This window comes from Massilia consociata (assembly GCF_042432755.1).
Classification (GTDB): Bacteria; Pseudomonadota; Gammaproteobacteria; order Burkholderiales; family Burkholderiaceae_D; genus Telluria; species Telluria consociata.
The window spans coordinates 56,205-76,961 of sequence record NZ_JBHLWP010000009.1 but is presented as its reverse complement, the minus strand read 5'-3'; the positions used below and the strand labels follow the sequence as shown (position 1 = coordinate 76,961).

Annotated in this window: 19 protein-coding genes and 1 tRNA gene; 4 read left to right on the top strand and 16 right to left on the bottom strand. The window is 65.4% G+C overall.

The features are described 5' to 3' along the window. Positions 1 to 9: 9 nt before the first annotated feature. From ACFFJK_RS07380 to ACFFJK_RS07335, 10 genes are all read right to left on the bottom strand, one after another. The gene (locus ACFFJK_RS07380; RefSeq protein WP_379678532.1) at positions 10 to 1,212 is read right to left on the bottom strand and encodes an acyl-CoA dehydrogenase family protein; all 1,203 of its coding nucleotides are present in this window, start codon (positions 1,210 to 1,212) and stop codon (positions 10 to 12) included. Between the two features lie 128 nt (positions 1,213 to 1,340). Further along, positions 1,341 to 2,114 carry a PEP-CTERM sorting domain-containing protein gene (locus ACFFJK_RS07375; RefSeq protein ID WP_379678531.1) on the bottom strand — a complete coding sequence of 258 codons (774 nt, stop codon included), beginning with the start codon at positions 2,112 to 2,114 and terminating at the stop codon, positions 1,341 to 1,343. Between the two features lie 188 nt (positions 2,115 to 2,302). Further along, on the bottom strand, positions 2,303 to 4,621 hold the full coding sequence (locus tag ACFFJK_RS07370) for a carboxy terminal-processing peptidase (RefSeq protein WP_379678529.1): 2,319 nt from the start codon (positions 4,619 to 4,621) through the stop codon (positions 2,303 to 2,305). Between the two features lie 170 nt (positions 4,622 to 4,791). Next, positions 4,792 to 5,382 (bottom strand): hypothetical protein, encoded by a 591-nt coding sequence (locus ACFFJK_RS07365; RefSeq protein ID WP_379678528.1) that lies wholly within the window; start codon positions 5,380 to 5,382, stop codon positions 4,792 to 4,794. A gap of 13 nt (positions 5,383 to 5,395) precedes the next feature. Continuing rightward, complete coding sequence (locus ACFFJK_RS07360; protein ID WP_379678527.1) at positions 5,396 to 5,950, bottom strand: thymidine kinase; 555 nt, start codon at positions 5,948 to 5,950, stop codon at positions 5,396 to 5,398. A gap of 124 nt (positions 5,951 to 6,074) precedes the next feature. Further along, positions 6,075 to 6,629 carry a sugar O-acetyltransferase gene (locus ACFFJK_RS07355; RefSeq protein ID WP_379678526.1) on the bottom strand — a complete coding sequence of 185 codons (555 nt, stop codon included), beginning with the start codon at positions 6,627 to 6,629 and terminating at the stop codon, positions 6,075 to 6,077. Between the two features lie 36 nt (positions 6,630 to 6,665). After that, entirely contained in the window at positions 6,666 to 8,936 is a 2,271-nt protein-coding gene (locus ACFFJK_RS07350; protein WP_379678525.1) for a penicillin acylase family protein, read from the bottom strand. A gap of 43 nt (positions 8,937 to 8,979) precedes the next feature. Beyond that, positions 8,980 to 9,771, bottom strand: a complete 792-nt coding sequence (locus tag ACFFJK_RS07345) for a ParB N-terminal domain-containing protein (RefSeq protein WP_379678524.1) — start codon at positions 9,769 to 9,771, stop codon at positions 8,980 to 8,982. Positions 9,772 to 10,143: 372 nt separating this feature from the next. Next, positions 10,144 to 10,228, bottom strand: a tRNA-Leu gene (locus ACFFJK_RS07340). Positions 10,229 to 10,423: 195 nt separating this feature from the next. Beyond that, complete coding sequence (locus tag ACFFJK_RS07335) at positions 10,424 to 10,825, bottom strand: hypothetical protein (protein ID WP_379678523.1); 402 nt, start codon at positions 10,823 to 10,825, stop codon at positions 10,424 to 10,426. A gap of 299 nt (positions 10,826 to 11,124) precedes the next feature. On the opposite strand from ACFFJK_RS07335, the gene ACFFJK_RS07330 reads away from it, so the two are divergent. Continuing rightward, complete coding sequence (locus ACFFJK_RS07330) at positions 11,125 to 11,766, top strand: PEP-CTERM sorting domain-containing protein (protein WP_379678522.1); 642 nt, start codon at positions 11,125 to 11,127, stop codon at positions 11,764 to 11,766. Positions 11,767 to 11,985: 219 nt separating this feature from the next. Here the strand turns inward: ACFFJK_RS07330 and ACFFJK_RS07325 are convergent, their stop codons facing one another. Together ACFFJK_RS07325 and ACFFJK_RS07320 are read right to left on the bottom strand one after the other, a co-directional pair. Beyond that, on the bottom strand, positions 11,986 to 12,195 hold the full coding sequence (locus tag ACFFJK_RS07325) for a hypothetical protein (RefSeq protein ID WP_379678521.1): 210 nt from the start codon (positions 12,193 to 12,195) through the stop codon (positions 11,986 to 11,988). Between the two features lie 9 nt (positions 12,196 to 12,204). Continuing rightward, positions 12,205 to 12,612: a hypothetical protein gene (locus tag ACFFJK_RS07320; protein WP_379678520.1), complete on the bottom strand. Its 408-nt coding sequence runs from the start codon at positions 12,610 to 12,612 to the stop codon at positions 12,205 to 12,207. Positions 12,613 to 12,729: 117 nt separating this feature from the next. Between ACFFJK_RS07320 and ACFFJK_RS07315 the strand changes: the two genes are divergently transcribed. Beyond that, on the top strand, positions 12,730 to 13,401 hold the full coding sequence (locus ACFFJK_RS07315) for an SOS response-associated peptidase (RefSeq protein WP_379678519.1): 672 nt from the start codon (positions 12,730 to 12,732) through the stop codon (positions 13,399 to 13,401). 120 nt (positions 13,402 to 13,521) lie between these two features. Here the strand turns inward: ACFFJK_RS07315 and ACFFJK_RS07310 are convergent, their stop codons facing one another. Together ACFFJK_RS07310 and ACFFJK_RS07305 are read right to left on the bottom strand one after the other, a co-directional pair. Further along, the gene (locus ACFFJK_RS07310) at positions 13,522 to 14,931 is read right to left on the bottom strand and encodes a choice-of-anchor Q domain-containing protein (RefSeq protein ID WP_379678518.1); all 1,410 of its coding nucleotides are present in this window, start codon (positions 14,929 to 14,931) and stop codon (positions 13,522 to 13,524) included. Positions 14,932 to 15,173: 242 nt separating this feature from the next. Further along, positions 15,174 to 16,502, bottom strand: coding sequence for a DUF1565 domain-containing protein (locus ACFFJK_RS07305; RefSeq protein ID WP_379678517.1), 1,329 nt, complete (start codon positions 16,500 to 16,502; stop codon positions 15,174 to 15,176). A gap of 327 nt (positions 16,503 to 16,829) precedes the next feature. On the opposite strand from ACFFJK_RS07305, the gene ACFFJK_RS07300 reads away from it, so the two are divergent. Then, positions 16,830 to 17,186, top strand: coding sequence for an Lcl C-terminal domain-containing protein (locus ACFFJK_RS07300; protein WP_379678516.1), 357 nt, complete (start codon positions 16,830 to 16,832; stop codon positions 17,184 to 17,186). Between the two features lie 107 nt (positions 17,187 to 17,293). On the opposite strand, the gene ACFFJK_RS07295 is transcribed toward ACFFJK_RS07300, so the two are convergent. Beyond that, the gene (locus ACFFJK_RS07295) at positions 17,294 to 18,724 is read right to left on the bottom strand and encodes a M20/M25/M40 family metallo-hydrolase (protein WP_379678515.1); all 1,431 of its coding nucleotides are present in this window, start codon (positions 18,722 to 18,724) and stop codon (positions 17,294 to 17,296) included. A gap of 127 nt (positions 18,725 to 18,851) precedes the next feature. Further along, complete coding sequence (locus tag ACFFJK_RS07290; RefSeq protein ID WP_379678514.1) at positions 18,852 to 19,982, bottom strand: metallophosphoesterase; 1,131 nt, start codon at positions 19,980 to 19,982, stop codon at positions 18,852 to 18,854. 209 nt (positions 19,983 to 20,191) lie between these two features. Here ACFFJK_RS07290 and ACFFJK_RS07285 point away from each other — a divergent pair, with 209 nt between their 5' ends. Next, positions 20,192 to 20,677, top strand: a complete 486-nt coding sequence (locus ACFFJK_RS07285) for a hypothetical protein (RefSeq protein WP_379678513.1) — start codon at positions 20,192 to 20,194, stop codon at positions 20,675 to 20,677. Positions 20,678 to 20,757 lie beyond the last annotated feature (80 nt).

The window sequence follows — 20,757 nt, the reverse complement described above, 5'->3', positions numbered from 1 at the left end:
CGTCTCTCCTCACAGCCCCAGGATCATCTGGGAAATGATGTTGCGCTGGATTTCGTTCGAGCCTCCGTAGATGGAGGTCTTGCGATAATTGAAGTAGTACGAGGCCAGCGGCGCGGCGTCGTCGTCGCCGGCGACGCTGTGCTCGGCCTGGCCTTCGAGATAGGCCGCGTCGAACGGCAGCGCCATCGGGCCGGCCGCCTCCAGCATCAGTTCCGTCAGCATCTGCTGGATATCGGTGCCGCGCACCTTCAGCACCGAGGCTTCCGGCCCTGGCGCCCGGCTTTCCTGGGCCAGCACGCGCAGCACGGTCATCTCGAGCGCGATCAGTTCGATCTCGAGCTCCGCGACCTTCGCCGCGAACAGCGGGTCCTCCAGCAGCGACCGGCCGTTCTTCTGCTCGCGGCGCGCCAGCCGCTTGAGGAAGGCCAGTTCGCGCTTGCTGCGGCCGACCGCCGCGATACCGGTGCGCTCGTGGCCCAGCAGGTACTTGGCGTAGGTCCAGCCGCGGTTCTCCTGCCCTACCAGGTTCGCCGTAGGCACCCGCACGTTGTCGAAGAAAACTTCGTTCACTTCGTGGTCTTCGTCGAGCATGATGATCGGGCGCACGGTGACACCCGGCGAATGCATGTCGATCAACAGGAACGAGATGCCTTCCTGCTTGCGCACGGAAGGATCGGTGCGCACCAGGCAGAAGATCATGTCGGCATGCTGCGCCAGCGTGGTCCAGGTCTTCTGGCCGTTGACAATGTAGTGCTCGCCCTCCTCGTCCACGCCGCGCACGGCCGTGGTCTTGAGCGAGGCAAGGTCGGAACCCGATCCGGGCTCCGAATAGCCCTGGCACCACCAATCCTCGCACGACAGGATCCGTGGCAGGTAGTAGTCCTTCTGCTGCTGGGAACCGAAGGCCATGATCACGGGCGCCACCATGTCGATCCCGAAAGGCATGACGCGTGGCGTGCCGGCGCGCGCGCACTCTTCCTCGAAGATGTGGCGCTGTACCGGCGTCCAGCCCGGGCCGCCGAATTCGACCGGCCAGCCGGGTGCGACCCAGCCCTGTTGCGCCAGGATCTTGTGCCAGCGGACGAAGTCGTCCTTGCTCAGCCGCCGGTGGCCCAGCACCTTGGCTTGCAGGTCTTTGGGAAGGTGGGAATCGAGAAAGGCGCGGACCTGGTCGCGAAAGGCCAGGTCCTCGTCCGTGTAATGCAGGTCCATGTCGTCTCCTTGTTATCGTCGCCCGGAAAAGCACGATCGTTCACAAGGATTGTACATGACAAACTTGCCGCCGAGGGGGATTGCTGCGCTAGCTGCAGGGCCGGCGGCCAGCCCTGCGGCGCGACCGATCAGCGTGCGCGGCGGCGGGTCAGCGCACCGGCACCCAGCAGGCCTGCGAGCATCAGTGCGACGCTCGACGGCTCAGGGATGGCGGTCGAATTCTGCTGGCCCTGGCCCGGACGCTGCTGGCCGCTGTTGCCCAGGTTGGCGTTTTCGGAATTGCCAGGCGCTGGGATCAGGCCGCTGTCATTCGGCACATTGCCGTTGCCGAGACCGTTTCCATTGCCGTTGCCGGCGCCGTTCCCGTTGCCATTGCCATTGCCGGCGCCGGCGCCGTTGCCATTGCCAGCACCGTTGCCGTTGCCGGCACCGTTACCATTGCCAGCGCCATTGCCGCCGGCGTTGCCGCCGCCCGTGGCAGCGCCCCCGCCGGAGGTAGCCGGCGCGCCGGTCTGGATCTTGGCGCCCTCGGCCGAGTTCACCAGCGAGGTGCTGGCGCCCATCGATGCAGCCATGATCGCCAGGTTTTGTCCGATTGCGTAGTTCGCTTCGATCCCGCGAGCGAAGAAGACGGTGGCCTGTCCGCCGTCCTGGCCGACGGTCCCGGCAGCAGCACCGCTCAGGATGTCTTCCAGACGCGCGTCCGAGCCTGCCGAGTGAGCAACTCCGCCGATCAGCTTGAGATTGCCTTGCAGGACACCCGAGCCCAGGACGTCAACCCCGTTGCCAGCCGTCCAGTTGGACAGGAAGGTCGGTGGTGCGGACGTGCTCGAAACCGTATCAGCCTGGGCAGCACCTGCGCCGACGAGCAGCGCAGCAACAACGAGGTGACGAATTGCCATGATATTAACTCCTTAGATGACGTTCAATTATTGTTATTGCAACTGTAAAGTTATCCTAACATAAATAAAAAAAACTCAACATTAGAGCTAGCTCAACAGTGCGCGGGGTATGTACGGGCAAAAAAAAAGCCAGCCTCGTGATCGAGGCTGGCTTGCGTGCAGCGGCCCATACGGGCGCCGCAAGCTCGTCAATTGCCGCTGCGTGGCTGGTTCATGTAAGGCATGGCGCGCGCGGCCATGCGGGTGTCGGTGCGCAGCATGCCGACGGTATCCGCGAGGATATGAGCGGCTTCCTGCAGCAGGATGTCCTTGGCGTCCTTGGCCGCCTTCTCGGCCGCCAGTTCCGCCTGCAGGTCGCGCTCGTCGAACTGGAGGCCATCGTCCTGGCGCGGCGCACCGCGCACCGCCACTACCGCCTTGGCCGGTTTGGTCGACGCCGGGACCTTGCCACGGGCTTCCTTGCCGCCCGGCCCGGCAGCCGGCTCGTCGCTCGCCGTGCCGCTGGCCCCTGCCAGGCGCGCCTCGCGCAGCTTGGCGCGCGCTTCCTGGGCGTCACGCTCCTTCCGGCGCACGGCCTCGTTCAGCGAAATCGCATTTTCCTTGCGCACCCGCATGACCTCGGCAATGTCTTCCTGCAGGAACTGGAACTCCTTGTCCTTGGCGATGCGCGTCTCGTGGCGCTTCTGCAGCGGAGCGATCAGCTCCTTGATGTCGCCTGCTGCCGTGTACGAGGCCGGCTTGATCGCCACCCACGGCAACGCGTTCTGGTAGGACGATTCGCCGAAGTTCTCGACGTCCGACAGCACCGGCAGCTTGATGTCCGGCGTCACGCCGCGCAGCTGCGTCGTGCCGCCATTGATGCGGAAGAACTGGGCGATGGTCATCTTGAGCTCGCCGTAGCGCACCTTTTCACCAGGCGAGAAGCGGTCGAGGTTGATCAGGGTCTGGACCGTGCCCTTGCCGAAGCTCGGCTCGCCGATGACGAGACCGCGGCCGTAGTCCTGGATCGCGGCGGCGAAGATCTCGGATGCCGAGGCCGAGCCGCGGTTGATCAGGACGCCCACCGGGCCATCCCAGGCCAGGCCCGGGACCGTGTCGTATTCCACTTCGACCCGGCCGCTCGCGTCACGCTGCTGCACCACCGGCCCCTTGTCGATGAACAGGCCGGTCAGCTCGACGGCCTCGGTGAGGGAACCGCCGCCGTTGTTGCGCAGGTCGATCAGGACATTGTCGACCTTCTCCTTCTTGAGTTCGCCAAGGATGCGGGCCACGTCGCGCGTCGCGCTGCGATAATCCTTGTCGCCGCGGCGGCGCCCTTCGAAATCGAGATAGAAGGTCGGCAGCGAGATGACGCCGATGCGGCGTTTGACGGCGCCGTCCTTGACTTCGATGATCGACTTCTTGGCCGCCTGCTCTTCCATGCTGATCTTCTTGCGCACCATCGACACGGTCACGTGCTTGGCGTCCGGACCGGCATCGCCCGGCAGCACGTCCAGGCGCACGACCGAGCCCTTCTCGCCGCGCACCAGCTGCACGACGTCGTCGATGCGCCAGCCGAGCACGTCGGTGAACGGGCCATTGCCCTGCGCCACCCCGACGATACGGTCGCCGACCTTCAGCTTGCCCGACAGCGCCGCCGGGCTGCCCGGGACGATCTCGCGGATCACCGTGTATTCGTCGCGCGACTGCAGCACCGCGCCGATGCCTTCCAGAGACAGGCGCATGGCGATGTCGAAGTTGTCGGCCGAGCGCGGACCCAGGTAGTTGGTATGCGGCTCGATGGCAGTGGCGTACGCGTTCATGAACATCTGGAACACGTCCTCGTTGTTCAGCTTGCGGATGCGGCCGACATAGTTGTCGTAGCGCTTGTCGAGCGTCGCGCGGATTGCCTTATCGTCCTTGCCTGCAAGCTTCAGGCGCAGCCAGTCGTTCTTGACGCGCTTGCGCCACAGCTCGCGGATCTCGGCCTCGGACTTGGCCCACGGCGCCTTTTCGCGGTCGAGCTCGAGCGTCTCGTCGAGGGTGAAATCGGGCGTGGTCTTGAGCAGCTCGCGCGCGTAGGTCATGCGCTCGGTGAAACGCTTCTGGTACAGGTTGTAGATGGCGAACGGACCGGTCAGGTCCTCCTGGTTGATCGCATCGTCCATCTTGGTGCGCAGCGGCGCGAAGCCGTCCATGTCGACCTGCGTGAAGTAGAGCTTCTCGCTGTCGAGCGACTGGAAGTAATTGTCGAAGATCTTGACCGACATCGCGTCGTCGAGCGGCACCACCTTGTAGTGGTAGCGGCCCAGCACCCGCGAGGCCCACAGCGCCGCCTGGGTCTGCTCGGCAAGCGGTTTCATCTGCAGCGTTCCCGCGGCAGAGCCGGCGGCGGCGGCCTTGACGGACGCGACCTTCACCGGCTGCGCGGGCGCGGGCGCGGCCTTTTCCTTTTCCGGCTGGGCGGTCACCACGTGGGCGGACATGGCGAAGGCCATTGCGGCCATGAACAGATGGTGCTTCTTCATTCGTTGCTCTCCGAATCGGAATTCTTGCGCCCCCGGCGCTGGCGCCGGGGCTGGCGGCACTGACCGCACGATGCGGCCCATTCTACAGGAAGCCGTATGCGGGCAGAGCCAGCTTGCATGCTTTTAAGGCGGCAAAGGCGAAGGACTTAAGGCTGGCATAAGCCAAGCATTCACCCTTTGACAAGCTGGAGCAGTTCGACGTGCCAGATGATGGCCAGTACGGCAAGGATCAAGGGGATCCAGGGCCAGGAGCGCGCGGCCAGCCGCCAGTCGACCGGCGACGGCCAGAAGGACAGGAACTGGGGTGCGAGCAACAGCGCCAGCAGCAGGTCGAGCGGTTCGAACACCCAGCCGTGCCGGGTGCGCCACCAGGCCACGGCGAACGGCAGGCCCAGCACCAGCAGCGGCGCCAGGGCGCTCGGGGCCGCGTTATACCAGCGCAGGTTGGCGAAGGTCACCGAACCGAGTTCCCAGTTATGACCCTTCCCCGCTGCGCCGCGGGGGCGCTTGATACGGCGCGGGATCACGCTCATGCCGACCGGCTCGGCATTGGTCAGCAGGCCGACCGAGAAATGCGCCAGTTCGTGGCACAGGGTGCCGGCCGCCGTGAACACGAAGAAGGCCGGATGGGCGCGCGATGCGATCCACAGCAGCAGGGCCAGGGCGCCCGACGGCACCAGGTACAGCAGCATGTCGGCGAACACGCCGGCGCCGCCACACGCCGTGGACGGCAGCCAGGCCGCGCAGTCCTGCAGCGCCATGGTCCGGTCCGGGTCAGTTGGAACTGTAGAAGCAGCGGCCGCAGGCCTGGCGGTAGCTTTCGTTGCCGCCAATGCTCACCTGCTCGCCTTCGCGGATGCGCCGTCCCTCGGCATCGACGCGGATGTTCATGGTCGCCTTCTTGCCGCAGGTACAGATGTTCTTGATTTCCTCGATGTCGTCGGCCAGCGCCAGCAGGTAGGCCGAACCGGGGAAGGGTTCGCCGCGGAAGTCGCTGCGCAGGCCGTAGCAGATGACGGGAACGCCGCGCACCTGGGCCACCTGGTGCAGTTGCTGCACCTGCGCGGTGGTGAGGAACTGGGCTTCGTCCACCAGGATGCAGGCCACCGCCGGCGCCGTGGCCAGGAAATCGGTGTCGCGGTCGAACAGGTCGACCTGGCGCTGCGGTCCCAGGCGCGACGTGATCACGCCGACGCCGTAGCGGTCGTCGATCGCCGCCGTGTAGAGCTTGACCTGCTGGCCCTGCTCTTCATAGTTGTGCGCCACCTGCAGCAGCGAGGTCGATTTGCCGGCGTTCATCGCCGAATACCTGAAATAGAGTTTTGCCACGGCCTTGTTTTTGCGTGCGGAGTTTGCGTGCGGGGTTGCGTACAGATGCTGCCGACGTCGAAGTGCGGGAGAATTTTGGAATTATAACAAGCGGGGTCGCGGCGGCACCAGTGGGGAAGCCGCCTCAGGCACCGTGCGGACGGGCCGGATTACCGGCCACGCAAACGCCTGCCGGCACGTCGTGCGTGACCACGCTCCCAGCCCCGATCACGGCATCGTCGCCGATCGTGATCCCGGGCAGGATGATGGCGCCGCCGCCGATCCAGACGTTGCTGCCGATCGTCACCGGCCGCCCCGACTCCAGGCCGCCGCGGCGCACGGCCGCGTCCATCGGATGCTCGGCGGTATAGATTTGCACCGCCGGGCCGATGCGGGTGTCGTCGCCGATGCGCACCGCGGCGACGTCGAGGATGATGCAGTTGAAGTTGACGAAGACCCTGCTGCCGATGCGGATGTTCCAGCCGTAGTCGCAGTGGAACGGCGGGCGCACGATGCTGCCCTCGCCCAGGCCCGCCAGGCGTTCGGCCAGCAGGGTGCGCCAGACCGCCGCCGGCTGGCCCAGCGCGGCATTGTAGCGCGCGAGCCAGGCGGCGGTGGCGGCCTGCTCGGCCACCAGTTCCGGGTCGCCGGCATGGTAGGGTTGGCCCGCCAGCATCTTGTCTCGCTCGCTCATCCGCATTCTGGTTCTCCCGTGGGCGTGACGCAGCCGCACACCCTACTCGCCCGGATGGTACTTGCGCTCCAGGTGCTGCTCGATGTCTTCCTTGTAGAACAGGACATCCTTGAACTCGCCGCGGCTGTACATCTCGGCCTGGTCGGCGAAGTGCTTCGAGGCCGGGTTGCTGCTGTTGCCGCCGGCCAGGATGCTCTTGGCCCGCACCTTTGGACCGAACTCGACCACGGCGACGAAGCTGTTGCCGCGATCGCCGTAGATGCGCTTGGTCTTCTGCTTGGCCACCATGCCGAACGAGGCCAGCGAACCCCAGTTGGCCGAGGCAAAGGCCACCGGCCAGCTCGGCTTGCTGTCGTCGTACTGCTGGTCGATGTCGCCGCTGATGCGCTGGAAGCGGTTGATCTCGCCCCACGGCGTCTGCCAGGTGCCGAAGTCGGCGACCAGCTTGTCGGAGGCGCGCTGCAGCGACGCCAGGCGCTCCTGCGGGTTCAGGCTGTTCGTGATGAAGTCGACGGTTGGCACGTTCGCCGCACGGGCGCGCTGCGCGTGCTGGGCGACCATGTCCTGGCCCCAGTAGATCGCCAGCGAAGTCGGCACCGAGGCCACGCCATAGCGCAGGTCCCAGGCGCGCAGCGCCGCGACCTGCCCTGCCAGCGCGGCCTTGCGCGCGTCGCTTGCGGGCAGTGCGTCGTAGTCGGCCAGCAGCTGCGGCAGCAGCGGCTCGAAGGCGGTCAGGTGGCTGTCGTAGGCAGCCGCGATCAGGCTGTCGAGGGTGAAGCCCTTGGCATCCTTGAGCACGCGCTCGGCGTGACGTCCGCGCGCGTTTTCGGGCAGCGACCACATGTAGTCAGGGTAGTCCTGGCGCTTCGGGCTGCTCGCACCCGAGGCGCTGAACGGCCAGTTGTTGGTGTTCGAAATGTAGCCGCTGGCCGGATTGAACAGCGTGATCGTTTCTTTGATCTGGTGCAGACCCTGCCATTCCGTGGCCGGGTTGCTGCCGTCCACAGGCTTGGTCCAGTCGAAGCGCGGGTCGCGCTTCGGGATGAAGTTGCCGTGGAAGTAGGCGATGTTGCCCTTCGCATCGGCGTACACGGTGTTGTTCGAGGAATTCGTGCGCAGTTCCATCGCCTTGTAGAAGGCGTCGTAGTCGCGCGCCTTGGTGCGGGTGTACGACTGCGTGAGGGCCTTGAGCGGCTCGTCCATCATCTTGACGGACACCCACTTGCCCGCTTCCTCGCGCACGATCGGGCCGTGGTGGGTGAAATAAGCGGTGATGGTCTTGCTGGCCATGGCGCCGGACGGGGTCTTGTAGGGCAGCGTGACCGGCACCGCCTTTACCTGCCGCTCCTGCTTGCCGTACTTGTAGAAGAACTTGCCGCCCTTCTCGACCACCGTTTCGAGGTACTCGTCGATCACGTCGCCGCCGCCCGAGGTGTGCATCCAGCCGGTCTTGTCGTTGAAGCCCTGGTAGATGAAGAACTGGCCCCAGGTGACGGCGCCATAGGCGTTCAAGCCCTCTTCGCTGACCATGTGCACTTCCGGACGGAAGTAGAACGAGGTATGGGGGTTAATCAGGAGCAGCGCATTGCCGGAAGCGGACAGCTTGGGGGCGATGGCGAAGCCGTTCGAGCCGCGCGGCTCGGCATCGTGGCCGTTGGCCAGCGCCGCCGTGTCCCGTGGCGTCGCCTGCGGGCGCTTGCCGTAGAAGCGCTCCAGTTCCTTCAGGTCGATCGATTCGATGTCGCCGCCGATGCTGCCCTCGCTGAACGAGAGCGCCATCCAGGGCTCGAAGCGGGTGATCAGCTTCGGCTTCACTTCCGGGTGCGTATGCAGGTAGTAGTTCAGGCCGTCGGCGAAGGCGTTCATCAATGCCTTGAGCCAGGCCGGGCTGGCCGCGTACTTGGCCTGCATGTCGGAAGGCTGGATGTACATCTTCATGCGCAGGTCGCGCCAGATCTCCTTCTCGCCTTCGACCTCGGCCAGGCGGCCCATCGCGTTGATGTAGTTGAGCTCGACGCGGTTGAAGTCGTCCTCGGCCTGGGCGTACAGCAGGCCGAACACGGCGTCCGCATCGGTCTTGCCGAACACGTGCGGAATGCCCCACTTGTCGCGCATGATCGTCACCCGCGCCGCCGTCTTCTTCCAGCGCGCCAGTTCGGCGGCGCCGGGGGCCTGCCTTGCGGCCTGATTTACCGCGGGCGCAGCCTCGGGCACCGCCTCGGGCGCCGCATCGCGCGCAACGGCGGCCATGGGAAAGGCGGCGCCGAACGCGCCGGCAAGCGCGAACGGCAGGATGTGGCGGGGGATGAACATGCGTGGTCTCCTTGTTGTTCCTTGTTGTTATGGGCGATGGCGCCTAGGCGGCGCCGGCGTGGACCAGGCGCTGCTTGAGCACTTCGTTCTCGTTCAGCAGCGTGGCGACGCGGTCCTTCAGCGAGGCGATCTCGGCGCGCGCGGCGGCCAGCTCGTCGGCCGGGTCGGCTGGCGGCGTCTCCTTCTTCGGGCGGCTGGCCATCTTCTGTTCGCGCACCTGGCGCGCGGCCTGCTGCAGCTCCTTACGCCCGCCCGCGACGGCCGCCTTCTGCACTTCTTCGGGCAGCTGGGCGACGTTGGCGGCGGCATTGATCGAGATGGCGCCGGTGCGCACGGCCTCGCGCAGTTCCGGCGTCGCGGCTTTCTGGATGCGCTCGATCTGGCTGATGGTGTTGGCCGACACGCGCGCCGCCTTGGCCACCTCTTCGCGGGTGTTCCACGGCGGCGGCGGGCGCGAATCCAGGTCGTCAGCCTCGGGCTTGGGCGGCTCCTGGGCCATCTGCTCGGCCAGGCGGGCGGTGACGATTTCCTTCTTCTTCAGGGCCAGCACGCCGCGCTGGAAGTCCGACACGCTGCGGCGGGCCAGGTGGTTGTCGATCATCCACAGCATCACGTCGTCGATCGACGCGAAGTTGTTGTTATGGACGGTGCGGAAGGGAATGCCGTGCTTCTGGCAGATCTCGTAGCGGTTGTGGCCGTCGATGAGCGTGTCGCGCCACAGCACCAGCGCGTCGCGGCAGCCCTCGGCAAGGAGGCTGCGCTCGAGCGCGGCATATTCGATGTCGGTCAGCGGGTCGACGAAGGCACGCAGTTCGTCGTTGATGGTGATGTTCAATTCTTGTCCTCTTGCTACTGCGCCGCCAGGGTCGGGGCGCCGTCCGGCATGCTACACCATCCCGGCGGGAGGACCAATGGATGAGAGAAAAACCTGGTTACGAGCGGTAAAGTTGAATTTCTGTCCCTCCACTCCTGATCCATAGTCGACCAAGGGCGAACAGGTTCGAGCGCCTGTCTTGCGCCGCACGACATGACGTGTCGGCGAAGCTGCGTTTATGACACCTCAACAGTTCATTGCGAAGTCAAGCGCAGGAGGAAATTGTATGGGGTTGGAGATTGCTGCGATAGGGCAACTATCCTCGCCGCCATGTCGGAAATGTTCGGGGGAGCGGGAAGCATTGTGACAAACGGCTTGGGCGCAGGAGGATCGTGGTGCGGGCAGCCGGAATCGAACCGGCACGCCTCACGGCGGCAGATTTTAAGTCTGATGCGTCTACCAATTTCGCCATGCCCGCGTCGGCGGGGATTGTACTACGTGCAGCAGCCACAGTGTTAGTAGTTGAGCTACGTGTGCCGGCCATGGTGGTGGTCAGGGTATCCATGCGTGGCGGATGCTGCGCTCAGCTGGCCGTGAATCCATGTGCGGAAAACGAAAAAACCCGCTGAACACCGGCCATGCTGACGAGAACAGGGCTCCGGCTCAGGCACGTCTATTCTCGAGAAACGAAAATGGCGATGCCGGTGCCGCTCTTGTGTTCGGCATTGGCCGGCAGGATCACAGCCCCGCCGGTTGTCACCGGGACGAATACTGCGCCCGGCTCCTGCTTGTTGCCGGTAGCCGTCAGGAGGACACCGTTGGCGCCCAGCTTCGCTGCCTCTTCCTTGAGGCGCTCGACCATCTTGTCGGTCTTGCCCTGGTTGGTCACGGCCCACGACGCTTCGCTGGACGTCTCCAGCAGCGCAATGCGCTCATAGGATGCCGGCGGCTCGAGATACAGCTTCACCGCACTCGGCTGAATCGCGGGGCGTGCATGGCCAACCAAAATTACCGAACTACTCGCACACGCACTCAACAGGACAGCAATCGCCGCACCAAAAACAATCTTTTTCATTTCCACCTCAGTTCCGGCATCGTAGCGTGCCGTTGCGCAACTAAATTATAGGACCTGCCATTTGTACAAATGTCATCAATTGTCCTATCGTTGTAAGCAACGCTCTCCGGCCTTGCGCGTGTGCGGCGGCAACCGGAGCGCAACCGACATGGCTCGGCAACTCCGTCGAAAAGTTTTACAGGGAACCCAACAAAAGTAACCAACAATCAGCCAAGCAGATGATAATAAAAGCTTATTTCTAAGTGGCATGAGAATTGCTCACGGTACGGCGCAGTTCCCACAGCGACCTCCCCTCTACCATGATCAAACGACTCCTCGCCCTGGCAGCCGGCTCCCTGCTGTCCCTGAACGCCTTTGCGGGCTACATCCAGTATGACCTGAGCGGCCCCGTATCCGGCCACATCGTCCAGCATGAATCCGACCAGTCGATCGCCTACTTCTGGATCGACCAACTGGTGACCGGCACGCCCTATCCTTTCATCCAGTCGCTGACGCCGGTGCAGCAGGGGGAAGGCGCCACCGTCATTCGCGCCACGACCACGTATTTCCGCAACGATGGTCCGACCAACTTCTCCATCTCCAGCGATTTCGGCGCCGACCAGACAACCTGGCTCGACATCGCTTTTTCGCGCGGCGCGCAGGGAAGTTTCAGCTACACCGCGAACCATGCCAATTCCATCTACCTGTGCGGAGACAATGGCTGCGGCTTCGAAAGCTTTTCCGGAACGCTCTCCGGCTCGGCTTCCAGGGGCGTCGTCGACCCGCAGCTTGCGAGCTATCTCGACTTTGTCGGCGGCTATTACGACGGCATCGCGCCGGCCGTCCCGACCTACGTGAATCCGGGTCCGGCCCCCGCCCCGGTACCCGAGCCCGGCAGCCTAGCGCTGCTGGCGCTGGGCGCGCTGGGCCTGGCAGGCATGCGCCGCAAGACCGCAAACTGAAAGAGCGAGCCGAAAAAAAACCGCTGCCCACCGGGCAGCGGTCAAGAACTCAGTTGGCACTGAGCTGGAGACACGCGGAGAAAGGTGGAACTATCCACCAGAGAACAATACCGAGATAGGGTTGCCCTCCCGGCTCTCAAGCGCCACTTCATCCCGTCCGCGTGTCAGCGTGTTCGTACATCCTTCTTGAAACTTTCTAGGGTCCAGCACCGCTGGCGGCTATGGCGCCGCCCGCCAGCTCTGGTAGGCCACCGCCAGGCAGACCACGCCCACGAAAAACAGCAATCCGTACACGAAGAACCGCATCGAGCCCGCCAGGCCGGCGACGGCGCGGTTCGCCTTGTCGTCCAGCTTGCCGCGGTTGCGAAACGCATTCAGCAGCATCGAGATGAAGATGAACAGCGTCGCAAAGATCAGTACCGCTTTCATGCCGTTCCTTTAGGTGCGCGCCACGACCAGCGCCAGCGCCGCCAGCGCCAGCACGCCGGACACGCCGGTCGCCACGCCCAGCCACAGCATGCGGGTGCGCGCCGCTTCCATCTTGGCGATCAGCTGTGCGTTCTGGTCGGCCAGGTTGGCGATGATCTCGGAGGCCTGCAGCATCTGGTTGCGCAGGTCGGCCAGCGTCGCCTCGTTCTTCTCGACGCGCATGACGAGCGTGCCGAACACGTCGTCGTGCGCTTCGGCCTCGGCCATCATCGGGTCCGGCGCCATGCCCGGCGTGCCCCCGGACTTGCGCGCCACCGTGTCCCACAAGCGGCGCGCGCCGGTCGCCACCTGCGGCGCGGCATTGATCACTTCACTCCACGGGACGGTCCTGAGGACGCTCCACCAGCCAGATGCCATGTTTGTTTCTCCTGTCGATCGAATCACCCGCGAGCATACCACTGCGCGCGCGCCCGGTGGCCCGGCTTGGAACGCTACCGTGCAACGCCTTGCCTGCGGCTGGCGTACCATGCCCCCATGTGTGGACGATTTGACCAGAGCCAGACGGCTCGCTACTACGCCGGCGTGTTCGGCTGGACGGACGCGGTCTACGACAGCGAATCCGGGCCCGCCTGGAACGTCTCGCCCGGCAGCTACCGCCCCGTGATGCACGTGCAGGACGGCGAGCGCCGCGTGGACGACGTGTTCTGGAGCTACCGCCCCCGCTGGGCCGAGGGCAAGGTGCCGATCGTGGTCAATGCGCGCATGGACAAGCTCACCAACCGCTACTGGAAGCCGCTGCTCAAGAACGGGCGCGCCATCGTGCCGGCCGAGGGCTGGTACGAATGGACCGGCGAGAAGGGCCACAAGCAGCCCTGGCACATCCACCGCAAGGAGCGCAAGCCGCTGTTCATGCTGGCGCTGGCGAACTTCGGCAGCTTCACCGAGAACCGGGCCGAAGCCGGCTTCGTGCTGGTGACCGACGAGGCCGACAAGGGCATGCTCGACATCCACGACCGCCGGCCGGTGGTGCTGGAAGCGCCCGACGCCGAACTCTGGCTCGACCCGGCGCTGTCGGCCGAGGAAGCCCTCGACCTGGCGCGCCGCGCCGCCCTGCCCTCGGACGCCTTCGAATGGTACAAGGTGAGCACCGCGGTGAACCGCGCCGGCGCCCAGGACCCGCAGATGGCCCTGCCCCTGGGCGAATGATTTGACCGGATGGTAAAAAACCCGCACGTTCGCACGTGCGGGTTTGTCGTCGGGTGTCCGCAGGCGGGGCGGCGATGGTGCCCGCCCCGCATCGGACCGATCAGTGCTGATCAGTGCTGATCAGTGCTGGTATGCGCCCAGGTCGAAGCCGGTGCTCGTGTTGCGCGCACGGCCGTCGATGTCAGTTGCCGGTGCGTAGGTCGAGATGCCGCGGCCGATCGCCGGCGAGCTGGTACTCAGCTTGAAGTTCGGCGTCGCGGCGGTACGCGAGTAGCCGACGAACAGCGGGTTCGAGCTGATCGTGTTGGTGTGGGTCAGGCCATTGAGCAGGCGGAAGTTGTACTTCGGGTTCTGGAACACCAGGTTGTTGCGGTAGGTGTTGTTCTTGCCGGTCTTGCCCTGTTCCGAGATGCCGTACTCGTTGTCGAACACAATGTTGTTGTGCACGTGGACGTTGTTCGCGCCGGCCGAGGTGAAGTAGTAGTTGCCGCCGCCGACGATGATGCCGAACACCGACGAGCTGACCGTGTTGTTGATGATCTTCAGGTCGGTCGCATCGTGCCACAGGTGGATCGCCGCCGAACCCACGCGGTACACCACGTTGTTCATGATGGTGCCCGAGGTCGAGTGGTAGATGCCCTGGACGTAGGTGCAGCCCTTCGGGCCGATGTCATGCACCACGTTGCCGATCACGTCACCCTTGACGCCCTTGTAGTAGCTGTCCACGCCGATCGCCGAGCCGCCTGCGCTGTTGCACGGGATGGTGGTGGCCAGGTGATGCACGCGGTTGGCCTGGATCACGTTGTACGAACCGCCGGTGTAGATGCCCAGGGTCCACTTGGTGCCGTTGCCGAGCTTGCTGCCGTCGACGTCGAAGCCGATGATGCTCACGTAGTGGCCGCGGTTGTCCCATGCGCTCTTGATGGTCGAGTTGGCCGGCGGGACGATCTTGGCGCCCCACTTGGTGGTCGAGACGTAATAGATGCGGCCGGCCGCGGTGCCGTTGGCGGTGGTGCGGATGCCGCCGGCGTAGGTGCCCGGGGCAACCCACACGGTGGTGCTCGGCTTGGTCGCGGCCTTGGCGGCGCGCGCCAGGGTCTTGAACGGTGCTGCCTTGGTGCCGGCGGCGGTATCCGAGCCGGTCGGCGACACGTAGTAGTTATAGGTGGTGGCCGGGATCTTCGGCATGCCGCCGGTCGAGGTGTCGCTCGGGGTGACGGTCGGCTTGCGGTTCGCGTATTCCGGGCTGGCCTTGATCTGGGCGGCGATGTAGTCGATGCTCACGCCCTTGTCGAGCGAGTCGGCCCACCATGCCCAGCCCGCGGCATCCGGTTCACGGCCGAGCAGCGTCAGGTACAGCTGGCGGATCTGCTCCTTCTGTGCTGCGGTCGCGCTCTCGAGGGTCGGAGCGGGGGCCGAGGTGGCGGCAACGGCGTTGCCTGCGCCCAGGGCGCCCAGCAGGATGGCGGCGCTGCTGCAGAGGACGGCGTGGTGGCGGATGTGCGAAGCGAAAGCGAAGGTCTTGTTCATCTAATCTTTTCCTGTTTGCCCGAAACTTGAGTGGGCGTCGGAGCGACGGCAAAAAACTGCCCCGTGCACCGGATGTCCGGTACAGCAGGCCACCGCAACGGTGGCGTTCTCCGGGTTGCTCGATCAGGCGCACGCTCGGTGCGTGGCCCTCGGGTGGCGCATGCGGCCGGGCCGCATGCGCGTGGGGGAACTGCCTTGAGAACTACGGGTACTGCCTGGTACTGCTGGGTGCGGCCTGGTGCTTAGTGCTGGTAAGCGCCCAGGTCGAAACCGGTGGTGGTGCTGCGTACGCGGCCGTCGATGTCTTCCTTCGGCGCGTAGGTCGCGAGGCCGCGGCCGATTGCCGGCGAGCTGGTGCTCAGCTTGAAGTTCGGCGTTGCCGCGGTACGCGAGTAGCCGACGAACAGCGGGTTCGAGGCGACGGTGTTGGTGGCCTTCAGGCCGTTGCGCAGCGAGATGTTGTAGGTCGTGTTCTGGAAGATCAGGTTGTTCTTGTAGGTGTTGCTGGTCCCGGTCTTGCCCTGCTCCGAAATGCCGTACTTGTTGTCGAACACGATGTTGTTGTGCACGTGGACGTTGTTCGCGCCGGCCGAGGTGAAGTAGTAGTTGCCGCCGCCGACGATGATGCCGAACACCGACGAGCTGACCGTGTTGTTGATGATCTTCAGGTCGGTCGCATCGTGCCACAGGTGGATCGCCGCCGAACCCACGCGGTACACCACGTTGTTCATGATGGTGCCCGAGGTCGAGTGGTAGATGCCCTGGACGTAGGTGCAGCCGGCCGGGCCGATGTCGTGCACGGTGTTGCCGATGACGTCACCCTTGACGCCCTTGTAGTAGCTGTCCACGCCGATCGCCGAGCCGCCTGCGCTGTTGCACGGGATGGTGGTGGCCAGGTGATGCACGCGGTTGGCCTTGATCACGTTGTACGAACCGCCGGTGTAGATGCCCAGGGTCCACTTGGTGCCGCTGCCGAGCTTGCTGCCGTCGACGTCGAAGCCGATGATGCTCACGTAGTGGCCGCGGTTGTCCCAGGCGCTCTTGATGGTCGAGTTCGCCGGCGGAACGATCTTGGCGCCCCACTTGGTGGTCGAGACGTAATAGATGCGGCCAGCCGCGGTGCCGTTGGCGGTGGTACGGACTCCGCCGGCGTAGGTGCCCGGGGCAACCCACACGGTGGTGCTCGGCTTGGTCGCGGCCTTCGCTGCGCGCGCCAGGGTCTTGAACGGTGCTGCCTTGGTGCCGGCGGCGGTGTCCGAGCCGTTCGGCGACACGTAGTAGTTGTAGGTGGTGGCCGGGGTCGCGACGACCGAGGCCAGCGAGCGCGTCGCGCCGTCGGCGGTCGAGATCGGGGCGGTCTCGGCGGACTGCTCGGCCTGCGGCTCCAGCGGGTGGCTTTCGTAGCCGGCCAGCTCGAATTCCTGGGTCGTTGCGGTGGCGGCCTGGTCGGCGTCCGCCGCTGGGCTTGCTGCCACCGGAGCGGCTGCAGCCTCAACCGTTGCCGCGGCGCCGGTGTCGCTGGTGACCTGGGCTGCAGTGGAGGACTGTTGGCTGCCGGTGGTGTCGGTCATGCCGCCACCGCATGCGGTCAGCAGTACTGCAGCGCTGCAGCACAGCATTGCGTTGACACGGACGTCCGAAGCAAAAGTAACGAGTTTTTTCATGAGGAAGATTCCAAGGATCAAAAGTGAATACGTAACCTTTGAGCGGTGGAAACTTCCTTAGTTCAATCTTTTTTCAAAAAATTTTCGGAGAGTAACAAAGCTTTAAGAATAATTTCTAGAGGGAAATCAAACACTTGCATGAGCTAGATCGAACAATCGACGCAACTAAAGCCCTGTCTGTACTGTCTTAACAGACTGCTACCAACCAAAGGGAAATGTTAAATGGGCGAGTACATGCAAGTTCGAGCCACGCTGCAAGACGGCGAGGCATACGCGGGCCTGATCCTAGGGAAAGATGAGCCCGACTACCACCTGATCCTGCTGCCCGGCGATGCTGCCGACGTCAGCTGGCCAACCGCCACCGAATGGGCGGCAGCCCACGGCGGCGTCCTGCCGACGCGCCGCGAGCTGGCACTGCTGTTCGCGAACCTGCGCGAAGCCTTCGAGCGCAACTGGTACTGGTCGAGCGAGCCGCACGAGACCCGTACCCAGCTGGTCTGGGGGCAGAATTTCGCCAGCGGCATCCAGACCATCTACGGCCGCCCCTACCGGGGCCACGCCCGTGCGATCAGGCGAATTCCCATCCCCTGACGCACGGGTGGCACCGGCCGCGCACTCTCCGCCCTTCTATATAGATAGTAGATGGCGGGCAGATCGTGCGCCGCCGGCCGGCGCCAACGGGGCGCAGGCGCGGCACATTAACGCTCGGGCACGTTCGCGCGGCCGATCGGCTGCTCGATGTTCGCCAGGTACCAGCTCGTCGCAGCCATCACCGCCACATGGCGGCGCAGGTTGTCGGGGTCGACCTTGTCGAGGGTATCGGCGGGGGTATGGTGATAGTTGAAGTAGCTCGAGGTGTCGATGAGCGGTGCGAAGCTCGGCACGCCCGCGCGCTCCAGCCCCGACAAATCGCCGGTCGACAGCGCGTCCTGGCGCTGGAACACGCCTGCGCCGATCGGCTGCAGCGCCGCCTGCAGCGGCGCGAACAGCTTGCTCGAGGCGGCCGGTACGCTCGCGCGCAGGCCGAACGGACGGCCTGCGCCGTTGTCGCTTTCGATCGCGCCAATGTGCTTTTCGGCATTGGCCTGCTCGGCCGCGAGATAACCACGCGCACCGCGGGTGCCGTTCTCTTCGTTCATCCAGGCGATCATGCGAATGGTGCGGCGCGGACGGTAGTCGAGCTTCTTCAGGACATCGAGCACCGCCATCGCGCTGGCGACGCCGGCGGCATCGTCGTGGGCGCCGGTGGCCAGATCCCAGGAATCGAGGTGGCCCGAGACGATGACGATCTCGTCCGGCTTGTCGGTTCCCGGCAGGTCGGCGATCACGTTGTAACTGTCGGCGTCGGGCAGGTTCTGGGGCGTCAGTACCAGGCGCATGCTGAGCGGGCCGCGCCTGGACAGGCGGTCCATCAGCATGGCATCTTCGGCGGTGACGGCAGCGGCCGGGATGCGCGCGTTGTCCTGCAGGGCGGTCGAGCCCGTGTGCGGCAGGCGGTATGCCGCACCGCCCACCGAGCGCACCAGCGCCGCGACAGCGCCGAGTTCGGCGGCAAGGCGCGGGCCGTCGCGGCGGAAGGCCGAGGCCTGGCCGTAGGCCGGACCGGCCAGGCCGCGGTCGGCCATATGCGTGTCGAAGGCCACGTCGAACAGGACGATCTTGCCCTTCACCTCGGCGCCACGTGCCTTCAGTTCGTCGAAGCTCTTGACCACCAGGACCGGGGCGGTCAGCCCTTTGGCCGGCGTCGCGCCGGAACCGCCGAGCGCGGTCAGCACGACGCGCTGGGTGATGCCGTCCGGCCGCCCCTTGTATTCGACCAGTTCGCCGGTCTCGATGCCGCGTACCCAGTGCGGCACCTTCACCGGCTGCAGGGTCACCTTGGCGCCGAGCTTGCGCATGGCATCGGCGACCTGCGTGACCGCGGCCGCCGCTCCCCGGGAGCCCGACAGGCGTGGGCCGATCAGGTCGGTCATGTCCGCCATCCGTTCCCACGCATAGTCGCTCTGCATCGCCGTGTCGCGGATCTTGGCGAGTGCTGCCGGATCGTTGCCGGGGCTGGCTGCAAAAGCCGGCGCGCTCAGCAGCGCAGCGGCGAGAACGGTCAGGACAGGGAGGCGGGCGCGGTTCATGCGTGGAATCCTTCTTCGGTTCAAAGAACCGAACGATAGCGCATCCGACAAGACTTTGCAGTGAAAAATTGTCGTATTTACACAGGTATCCGCCGGCGCCTGCTGCCGGCGCGGCGGGCCGAACCGCTCACGCCGGAACCAGCCGCACCAGCGTGATTTCCGAGGGTGCCCCAAAACGCTTCGGCGGCCCCCAGTAGCCGGTGCCGCGGCTGATGTACACCCACATGTCGCGTACCCGGTGCAGGCCGGCCACGAAAGGCTGCTGCAACGGAACGAACAGGTTCCACGGGAAGAACTGGCCGCCGTGCGTGTGGCCGGACAACTGCAGGTGATATCCCGCTTCCTCGGCTTCCGGGGCGCTGCGCGGCTGGTGCGCCAGCAGCACCCGCACCTGCACGTCGGACGGGGCGCCGGCGGCCGCCCTGCGCGGGTCGCTCTTGTGATCCGGGTTGAAGTAATGCGCCGTGTAGTCCGCCACGCCCGCGATCATCAGGCCGGCGCCGCCGCGGCGCCGGATCACGTGCTCGTTCAGCAGCACGGTCAGGCCCAGGCGCCGCACTTCCGCGATCCACTCTTCCGCCCCCGAGTAGTATTCGTGGTTGCCGGTCACAAAGAACACGCCGTCCGGCGCCGCCAGCCGCGACAGCGGCTGGGTGTGCAGCGCCAGCCGGTGCACGCTGCCGTCCACCAGGTCGCCGGTGACAGCGATCGCGTCCGCGCCCAGCTTGTTGACACGGTTGACGATGGCGTTCAGGTAGGGACGCTTGATGGTCGGGCCCACGTGGATGTCGGACACCTGGGCGATGGCATAGCCGTGCAGGGCCGGCGGCAGGTTGGCGATCGGGACATCCACCTTTTTCACGCGGGCCAGCCGGCGCGCGTTGATGAAGCCGAGCAGCGTGACCGCCAGCGCTGCCAGCGGCACGGCCATGGCGCTGCCGCGGATGATTTCAGGCGTCAGCATGCCGGCAATGCGCAGCACCAGCAGCACCAGGTCGCGCACCAGGGTCGTGACCAGCAGCGAGGAAAACAGGCCCATCGACAGCAGTCCGGCCCACGACACCAGATCCGACCAGCGGCGCCGGCGCAGCGAGGCCGACATCAGCCCGACCGGCACCAGCACGGTCAACAGTACCAGGAAGAGCACGCCGGCCACGTTGGCAGCCAGGCCCATGGCCAGGTCCGGCAGCAGGCGGATGCCGATATAGACTTGTAACAGGACGAGCAGCGAAAGGATGGTGGCGAAGGATCGGTTCACGGATGGGCTCAGGCGGCGGCAACGGTAAGAATGCCTAGATGGGGCATGCCGGCACCGCTGCAAGGGCTGTAACCCGGATGTATCGCGCCCGTGCCACTTGTAAAAAACTGTATTAACAAGTGGCAGCATCGAACGGCAGGCCTATAGTGCATCCATACCCGGCGCCGTTCTGATCATGCCGATCTCCGCTGGGGCAAAAAGGAATAGCCATGTGGAAATCTAACATTGTTGGTGCGGTGGTCCTGGCCGCGGTTGCCGTCTCGCCTGCGGCAATGGCGGGTGACCGTGGTGTGAATACTGCAATCGGCGCCGTGGTCGGCGCGGCAATCGGCCACAGCGCCGGCGGTTCGGGCGGCGCCCTGGTGGGCGGCGTGCTGGGCGCCGCCGTGGGCAATTCGATCTCGACCCGCGATGACCGCCGCTACCATGACAACCGCTACTACGACAACCGTGGATATGCCCATGGCGGCTATGTCCAGCCGCGCCCGGTCTATGTGCAGCCGCGTCCCGTCTATGTCCAGCCACGTCCGGTCTACGTCGAACCGCGCCCGGTGTACGTACAGCCGCGCCCTGTCTACGTCGAGCGCCGCGGCCGCGACTGGGATCGCCATGACCGCCGCGACTGGGACCGCCATGATCGCCACGCCCGCCGGGACTGGGATCGCGGCGACCGCTGGGACCGCCACGGCCGCTGATCGCCGCCAGGACGACCGGCCAATGACGAAGCCGCGCACCGCGCGGCTTTTTTGTTTGCGCAGTTTCCCCCTCCCCCCGC

Coding starts and splice junctions, on each gene's coding strand:
- ACFFJK_RS07380 (WP_379678532.1), bottom strand. CDS start 1,212: ATGGACCTGCATTACACGGACGAGGACCTGGCCTTTCGCGACCAGGTC.
- ACFFJK_RS07375 (WP_379678531.1), bottom strand. CDS start 2,114: ATGGCAATTCGTCACCTCGTTGTTGCTGCGCTGCTCGTCGGCGCAGGT.
- ACFFJK_RS07370 (WP_379678529.1), bottom strand. CDS start 4,621: ATGAAGAAGCACCATCTGTTCATGGCCGCAATGGCCTTCGCCATGTCC.
- ACFFJK_RS07365 (WP_379678528.1), bottom strand. CDS start 5,382: ATGGCGCTGCAGGACTGCGCGGCCTGGCTGCCGTCCACGGCGTGTGGC.
- ACFFJK_RS07355 (WP_379678526.1), bottom strand. CDS start 6,629: ATGCGGATGAGCGAGCGAGACAAGATGCTGGCGGGCCAACCCTACCAT.
- ACFFJK_RS07350 (WP_379678525.1), bottom strand. CDS start 8,936: ATGTTCATCCCCCGCCACATCCTGCCGTTCGCGCTTGCCGGCGCGTTC.
- ACFFJK_RS07335 (WP_379678523.1), bottom strand. CDS start 10,825: ATGAAAAAGATTGTTTTTGGTGCGGCGATTGCTGTCCTGTTGAGTGCG.
- ACFFJK_RS07330 (WP_379678522.1), top strand. CDS start 11,125: ATGATCAAACGACTCCTCGCCCTGGCAGCCGGCTCCCTGCTGTCCCTG.
- ACFFJK_RS07325 (WP_379678521.1), bottom strand. CDS start 12,195: ATGAAAGCGGTACTGATCTTTGCGACGCTGTTCATCTTCATCTCGATG.
- ACFFJK_RS07320 (WP_379678520.1), bottom strand. CDS start 12,612: ATGGCATCTGGCTGGTGGAGCGTCCTCAGGACCGTCCCGTGGAGTGAA.
- ACFFJK_RS07315 (WP_379678519.1), top strand. CDS start 12,730: ATGTGTGGACGATTTGACCAGAGCCAGACGGCTCGCTACTACGCCGGC.
- ACFFJK_RS07310 (WP_379678518.1), bottom strand. CDS start 14,931: ATGAACAAGACCTTCGCTTTCGCTTCGCACATCCGCCACCACGCCGTC.
- ACFFJK_RS07305 (WP_379678517.1), bottom strand. CDS start 16,502: ATGACCGACACCACCGGCAGCCAACAGTCCTCCACTGCAGCCCAGGTC.
- ACFFJK_RS07300 (WP_379678516.1), top strand. CDS start 16,830: ATGCAAGTTCGAGCCACGCTGCAAGACGGCGAGGCATACGCGGGCCTG.
- ACFFJK_RS07295 (WP_379678515.1), bottom strand. CDS start 18,724: ATGAACCGCGCCCGCCTCCCTGTCCTGACCGTTCTCGCCGCTGCGCTG.
- ACFFJK_RS07285 (WP_379678513.1), top strand. CDS start 20,192: ATGTGGAAATCTAACATTGTTGGTGCGGTGGTCCTGGCCGCGGTTGCC.